General features: G+C 58.3%; 6 protein-coding genes and 1 tRNA gene. All 7 read left to right on the forward strand.

The genetic code is table 11. From position 1 onward, the window contains the following. Positions 1-92 precede the first annotated feature (92 nt). Complete coding sequence (gene mgtE / locus QP934_RS06120) at positions 93-1457, forward strand: magnesium transporter (protein WP_225746111.1); 1365 nt, start codon at positions 93-95, stop codon at positions 1455-1457. Between the two features lie 260 nt (positions 1458-1717). Then, positions 1718-3292, forward strand: coding sequence for an SLC13 family permease (locus QP934_RS06125; protein ID WP_419127075.1), 1575 nt, complete (start codon positions 1718-1720; stop codon positions 3290-3292). Between the two features lie 42 nt (positions 3293-3334). Continuing rightward, positions 3335-4408, forward strand: coding sequence for a GTP-binding protein (locus QP934_RS06130; protein WP_419127076.1), 1074 nt, complete (start codon positions 3335-3337; stop codon positions 4406-4408). Between the two features lie 120 nt (positions 4409-4528). Then, a tRNA-Arg gene (locus tag QP934_RS06135) sits at positions 4529-4601 on the forward strand. Positions 4602-4662: 61 nt separating this feature from the next. Beyond that, a complete protein-coding gene (locus tag QP934_RS06140) occupies positions 4663-4854 on the forward strand; it encodes a hypothetical protein (protein ID WP_349819576.1) in 192 nt (63 codons plus the stop codon). Between the two features lie 168 nt (positions 4855-5022). Beyond that, a complete protein-coding gene (locus QP934_RS06145) occupies positions 5023-5946 on the forward strand; it encodes a DUF418 domain-containing protein (RefSeq protein ID WP_419127077.1) in 924 nt (307 codons plus the stop codon). A gap of 2 nt (positions 5947-5948) precedes the next feature. After that, positions 5949-6484, forward strand: a 536-nt coding sequence (locus tag QP934_RS06150; RefSeq protein ID WP_419127078.1) for a trypsin-like serine protease, incomplete at its 3' end; no start/stop codon positions are given.

The raw sequence follows: 6484 nt of genomic DNA on the forward strand, positions 1-6484 counted from the left end.
GCCAGAGATGATCTCTGACGGATTTTCTGGGCAAATCGCGTAGTCTAAGAAGCCTGAAGTCAATAACCTGGGGTTGGAAAGGCGGGTAGGCCATGGCGGAGACCACCGAGCGGGCTAGCGATATTGTCGAGGCATGGCTAAAACAAGAGGACGCCATTAGCCCCACCAAGGCCCCACGCCTCCAGGAACTCCTGGAGAAGGTGCCCCTGCAGGAACTCATCGCCGTCGTCGAGCGACAAAATGCCGTCCGCTCAGCCTTGGCCCTGCGCTTGCTGCCGCGCCAGAAATCAATCGTCGTCTTTGACGCCCTCGATGCAAAGCACCAGGCCGATATCATCGATGAGCTGGGCAATGCCGATGTTTATGAGTTCTTCGATGAGCTCGATCCGGAAGACCGCGTGGCCCTGCTGGATGAGCTGCCCGCGGAAATCGCGGACCGCCTGCTGCGCTCGCTGACGCAATCCAAGCGTGATGTCACGGGCGTGGTGCTGGGCTATGACAAGGGATCGGTGGGCCGCCGCATGTCACCCGAGGTGCCCGTCATCCACCCAGAGATGAGCGTTAAGGACGCGCTATTTAAACTGCGGGAGACCGCAAATGAGCTGGAAACCATCTACACCGTGCCCATTACCCGCGAGGATAGGCGTCTTGTGGGAGTGGTCAGCCTGCGCGAAATCTTCACCGCTGATGCCACGCTGACCATGGCCGATATTATGCACGACCCCATCTTTGCCCGTGCTAGTGCTGATGCGGAAGAAACCGCGCGTTGGTTCCTCCCATTGGACATTCTTGCACTGCCTATCGTGGATGATTCGCACCGCCTCGTCGGCCTGCTGACGTGGGACGATGCTACGGACATCGTGGAAGAAGAAGATAGTGAGGACTCCGCTCGTGCTGGCGGCACCGAGGCACTTCAGCAACCGTACCTATCCACGCCTTTGCTCAAGTTGGTGCGCTCGCGCATCGTATGGCTGCTCGTATTGGCCGTCTCTGCGCTACTGACGGTGCAGGTGCTCGATTCTTTTGAAGACACATTGGCAAAGGCTGTGGTTCTTTCGCTATTTATCCCGCTGTTGACCGGCACCGGTGGCAATACCGGCAACCAGGCGGCGACCACGGTGACGCGTGCCTTGGCGCTGGGCGACGTCCGCACGCGCGATCTCCTCGCTGTCATGTGGCGCGAGCTGCGCGTCGGCATGCTGCTCGGCGCGGTGCTGGGACTAGCTGGCTTGGGACTGGCCACCTTGGTCTATGGCCTAAGCATCGGCCTCGTCATCGGCTCGACGCTGTTTTTGATTTGTTCGATTTCTGCGACCGTCGGCGGGCTCATGCCCATCGTGGCTAAGACCATCGGCGCTGATCCAGCAGTATTCTCCAACCCGTTTATCTCTACCTTCTGCGATGCCACGGGCCTGATTATCTACTTCCTGATTGCCAAGACCGTACTGGGAATCTAACTCGCCGTTCCTTAACTCGGGGGTAGGGAAGTGGTGGACTCATTTCCGGTTTCGGGCAGGTGCGATGTGTGCTCTGTGGGGGTGCGGGGGTAGTTCTATGTGGCGGGATATGGTTTCTGCGTCACATGTTTTGTATGGTCAGTGCATGCTTCGCAGTGAACTGGATAACTTTCGGTCTGCTGCCTCGGCCTAGCTAATAAACTGGGAAATACGGAGCATATCCCACAGCACAATCCTCTCTAAGTGAAGGAGCGCGCGGTATGACCACCCCGCATACTCACGAATCTACTGCCCACACCGAAGGTGACGAAGCCCCCGGAGCGCCGCGTAGCGAGTGGCGCCGCCAGTTCATCGGCCTTTTCATCGGCTTGGGTCTGGCCGTACTGGTCTTCTTGTTCTTCCCCTCGAATGCGATCGAGACCGTACAGGGCTCCGCGGGTGCAGATCCGGAAGCCGAGTACACGCTCAGTGCCATCCGCACCGTCGCTGCCGTAACCATCTTGATGGGCGTGTGGTGGATGACCGAGGCCATTCCGCTCGCCGCCACCGCGCTGCTGCCGCTGGTCATCTTCCCGCTCGCCGGTGTGGGAACGATTAAAGAGGTAGGTGCCCCATACGCGTCCGCCACCATTTTCTTGTTCATGGGTGGCTTCCTTATCGCGCTTGCTCTGCAGCGCTGGAACTTGCACCGCCGCCTAGCGCTGTACGTGGTGAAGATCATCGGCACCTCGCCCAAGCGCCTGATCTTGGGATTCATGCTGGCCACCGGCTTTTTGTCCATGTGGGTATCTAATACCGCCACGGCCGTGGTGATGCTCCCGATCGGCACCTCGGTGCTTGCACTGACCGCGGAAACCGTAGGCGGCTGGGAAAAACAAAAGAAGTTTGCCACGGCACTGATGCTGGGTATCGCGTATTCCGCCTCCATTGGTTCGCTGGGTACGCTCATCGGCACCCCGCCGAATGCCTTCCTTAACGCATATATGGCCGATACCTGGGGAGTTACCCTTGGCTTCGGCCGGTGGATGGCAGTTGGTGTGCCGCTTGCAGCAATCTTCTTGCTGATTGCCTGGGCACTGCTCATCACCGTTTTCAAGCCGGAGATGAAGGATATTCCAGGCGGCCGCGAGCTTATTAACGACGAAATTGAGGCCCTCGGCCTCTGGACCCGCCCCCAGATCATGACCGGCATCATCTTCGTCCTCGCCGCCGCAGCCTGGGTTACCCTGCCGTTGGTCCTCAAAGAATTTGAGAACTATGACGATGCCATCGTGGGCATTGCCGCTGGCATCTTGCTCTTTATCCTGCCCGCGGATAACCAGCGCCGCATCCGTTTGCTGGACTGGAAGACGGCCAATGAAATGCCGTGGGACGTCCTCCTGCTCTTCGGCGGCGGCCTGTCGCTGTCCTCGGTCTTTAATTCCTCCGGCCTGTCCCTGTGGATTGGTGAGATGGCCAAGGGGCTTAGCGTCCTGCCCGTTGTCCTCATCGTCTCTGCCGTGGCTGCGCTGGTGCTCTTCCTGACGGAGATCACCTCCAATACGGCTACGGCGGCTACGTTCATTCCGATTATGGGTGGCGTCGCCGTGGGCGTGGGGCTTACTGCCGATGGTGATATCAACGTCCTTCTCCTCACCATTCCGGTGGCCCTCGCGGCAACCTGCGCATTCATGCTCCCAGTTGCCACCCCGCCGAACGCCATTGCCTATGGCTCTGGTTACGTCAAGATCGGTGAGATGATCAAGGGTGGCCTTGGCCTCAATATCATCGGCATCTTCCTCATCACCCTGACGGTGTACTTGCTGGCAGTGCCAATCTTCGGCCTTTCAATCTAGGTGACGTAGCCATTCCCTAATGAAAAACGTTATCATTAGGGAATGGCTACTCCCGTTACTGTGCTGTCCGGATTTTTGGGCAGCGGAAAAACCACGCTCTTGAACCATCTGCTTGCCAACCGCGAAGGGCGCAAGCTTGCCGTCATCGTTAACGACTTCTCCGAGGTTAATATTGATGCTGCCCTCGTTGCCGGCGAAGGTCACCTCGAGCGCGGCGAGGACCGCTTTGTCGAGCTATCCAATGGCTGTATCTGCTGCACCCTGCGCGAAGATCTCATCGAATCCGTAGGTAAACTGGCCCGCTCCGGCCGCTTCGATCAGATCGTCATCGAGTCCACTGGCATTTCCGAGCCTATGCCCGTGGCCGCCACCTTTGAATGGGAGTTTGCGGACGGCACCATGCTTGCCGACGTCGCCCCTATTGACACCATGGTCTCTCTCGTGGATGCTTCCGCTTTTCTTGATTGCCTGCGTCGCGGCAAGAGCCTCGCGTCTGAGAATATTGAGGCCGCACCCACCGATGATCGCACCGTGGCCGACCTCCTAGTAGACCAAGTTGAGTTTGCTGATCTTATCCTTGTTACCAAGACTGATTTGGTTGATGCTGCCGAAACCGAGCGCGTCATCGCTACCGTTCGCGCCATGAACCGCCGCGCCCGCGTCGTGATTGTTACCAACGGTGTTATCGGCCCACGGCTTGTCCTCGATGCCCACTTGTATGACACCGCTACCGCTGCCACCTATCACGGCTACGCCGAAGAACTGGTCAACCCGCATACCCCCGAGACCGAGGAATATGGCATTTCCTCCGTCGTTTTTCGCGCCGACCGCCCCTTTAATCGCGAGCGTCTACTTGCCGCCCTGCGGGCTAGCACCGGCCTTGTACGTTCCAAGGGGTACTGCTGGATCGATACCGATCTGCGCGTTGCGCACGCCTGGCAGCAAGCTGGCCCGAACCTCCAGATCGTGCCCGCTTCCCTCTGGGCGGCCAATGGCGTTACCCCTGGTGCTGAAATTGTTCTCATCGGCATTGACTTCGACCACGAGACCACCCTGCAGGCATTCCAGGACGCTCTGCTTTCCGACGCCGAAGTTGCCGCCCTCATTCCTTCCTAAAGCCTTCCCGCTTCTCGTGGGTAAACACTAAGTGAACTGGGGATTTGGTAGTTTCCTAGACCGTGGGTATAGTTATTTCTCGTTGCACAGCAGAGCACACGCACTGCTTACCAACGGTCTGCGCCCGTAGCTCAACGGATAGAGCATCTGACTACGGATCAGAAGGTTGGGGGTTCGAATCCCTCCGGGCGCACAAAATGAGCCGCCTTCGGGCGGTTTTTCTTGTATCTAATCTATTTCGTAGGTGCCCGTCTATGAAGACTTCCTCATTGCTGCCGGGTCTCATTGCCGGCATTGTCTTGGGTCTTGCGCTATGGCTCGGTTCTGGGAGCCTGTGGCTTCTTCTAGGCGGAGTTGTGCTTGGTTTAATGGGCGCCTCGCTTCTCAAGCTCGCCGCTGATCCCTCTCGGTCGCGCAAAAATCGCGATGCTACCTTCCGTGATTAGGCGGATTCTCGCTGCAGTAATAGGTCTTAAGAAACCCCTTTATAAAATGCAGGACACTTATAAAGCTTCCACAGTAACCTTCCAGACTCTCTTAGTAGAAAAAGAAAGTCTTTATTAATAAGGGGACTGCGGCAACGCGCTCCCCTCTGTCTTGAAGGAGAACGCCCGGTGTCCGCATCTTCGCGCATCGTTGGGCTTGATATAGCCCGCTCACTTGCCATTATTGGCATGGTAGTCCTGCACATGGCCTCCCTCGTGTGGCATACCAAAGTCATTCTCAACGGCCTGCCCGCTGCGCTTTTTGCCATTTTGGCTGGCGTCACATTGATGATCATTGCCCGAAGTTTCACGGTGACGACGCTTCTGCGCATCCTCGCCCGCGGTTGCATAATTACACTCATCGGCCTCGCGCTACTGCCTCTAGGGGGAGAGATTCAGGTCGTCCTAGTAGTAATCGGCATCACCATGATGTTGCTGTGCTGGGTTCCCCCATTGCACTGGGCCTGGAAGCTAATCCTATTCGCTGCGGCCACCGTAGCCGCGACCGTGAAATACGCTCCGCTGACCCTACCGCAGGTATACCCACTGCTGGCCTATGTCGCTTATTTCCTCGCCGGCATGCTGCTCTATGAAATCTATATTCGCAAGCAAGGCGCAGCCGCGCAGTGGGCTTCCACTGCTATAGCCGGCATCGTTGCCGCTATCGGATTTTACTTCCGCTTTACTACGAACATTACTGGCTGGCTGCGTTTTACCGGGCACACCGGCGTAGTGGGCGAGATCGTGCTGTCCATTGCCGTCGCCGCAGTCGTCCTACACCTATGCTTGCTTGTCGGCCGAACTGCGCCCAAGCTGGCCTATCCCTTTGCGGCGCTGGGCGCGATGTCACTGAGCATCTACATCCTGCACGTGCTCACCGCCTATTACTGGCAAAGCCACATCGCCCTGCACAACACCGCCTGGGCCTGTGCCTTCATCGCCCTCTTCCTCGTTATCGCAACCCTGTGGCGCCGCCTGATCGGGAAGGGGCCGGCCGAATGGGCCGTCGCCAAAGTTATTGCCATCGCCGTTCCTGCCGGAAAGAAGGACTAATCATGCAGCACAAAATCTTCCCTGCCTTGCTCGCCGCCAGCATTGTGGCACTGACTGCCACCCCGGCCACTGCACTCGAACACGGCGAACCAGCTACGGACTCCCAGGAGGCCCATACTGTCGCCCAACTCAAGATAGGACGCGTGGGCAGCTTCGGTGATTGCACCGGCACCCTCGTCGCCGCACAATGGGTGCTCACCGCACGCCACTGCCTCGAGTCCGTGAATAATAAGGGCACCCAAGCCCGCATCAACGGAACCACCTACGACGCTGATTCGTGGGCGCTGTCGCCGCTTTCCGACGCCGCACTTCTCCACCTCACCGTCCCTGTCACCGATACAAAACCCGCAGAGATTTCCACCCAAGTTCCTGAACCAGGCAAACGCGGCACCCTCTACGGCTGGAGCAGTAGTTCTTCTATGGCGCGCCGCGGTCAGCTGCCCCAAGCGGAAATGGAAGTGGCTGAGCTCCTCGGCGGTAGCCCCGCCGCACCTGCTGGCGCGGACCTGTCTCTTATACACATCTACGAGCCCACGAG

This window comes from Corynebacterium sp. MSK122, assembly GCF_030229435.2.
GTDB lineage: Bacteria > Actinomycetota > Actinomycetes > Mycobacteriales > Mycobacteriaceae > Corynebacterium > Corynebacterium marquesiae.

What these genes read in the sequence shown, in the direction of transcription:
- QP934_RS06140 (WP_349819576.1), top strand. Translation starts at nt 4,663, where the DNA reads ATGAAGACTTCCTCATTGCTGCCGGGTCTCATTGCCGGCATTGTCTTG.
- QP934_RS06125 (WP_419127075.1), top strand. Translation starts at nt 1,718, where the DNA reads ATGACCACCCCGCATACTCACGAATCTACTGCCCACACCGAAGGTGAC.
- mgtE (WP_225746111.1), top strand. Translation starts at nt 93, where the DNA reads ATGGCGGAGACCACCGAGCGGGCTAGCGATATTGTCGAGGCATGGCTA.
- QP934_RS06130 (WP_419127076.1), top strand. Translation starts at nt 3,335, where the DNA reads ATGGCTACTCCCGTTACTGTGCTGTCCGGATTTTTGGGCAGCGGAAAA.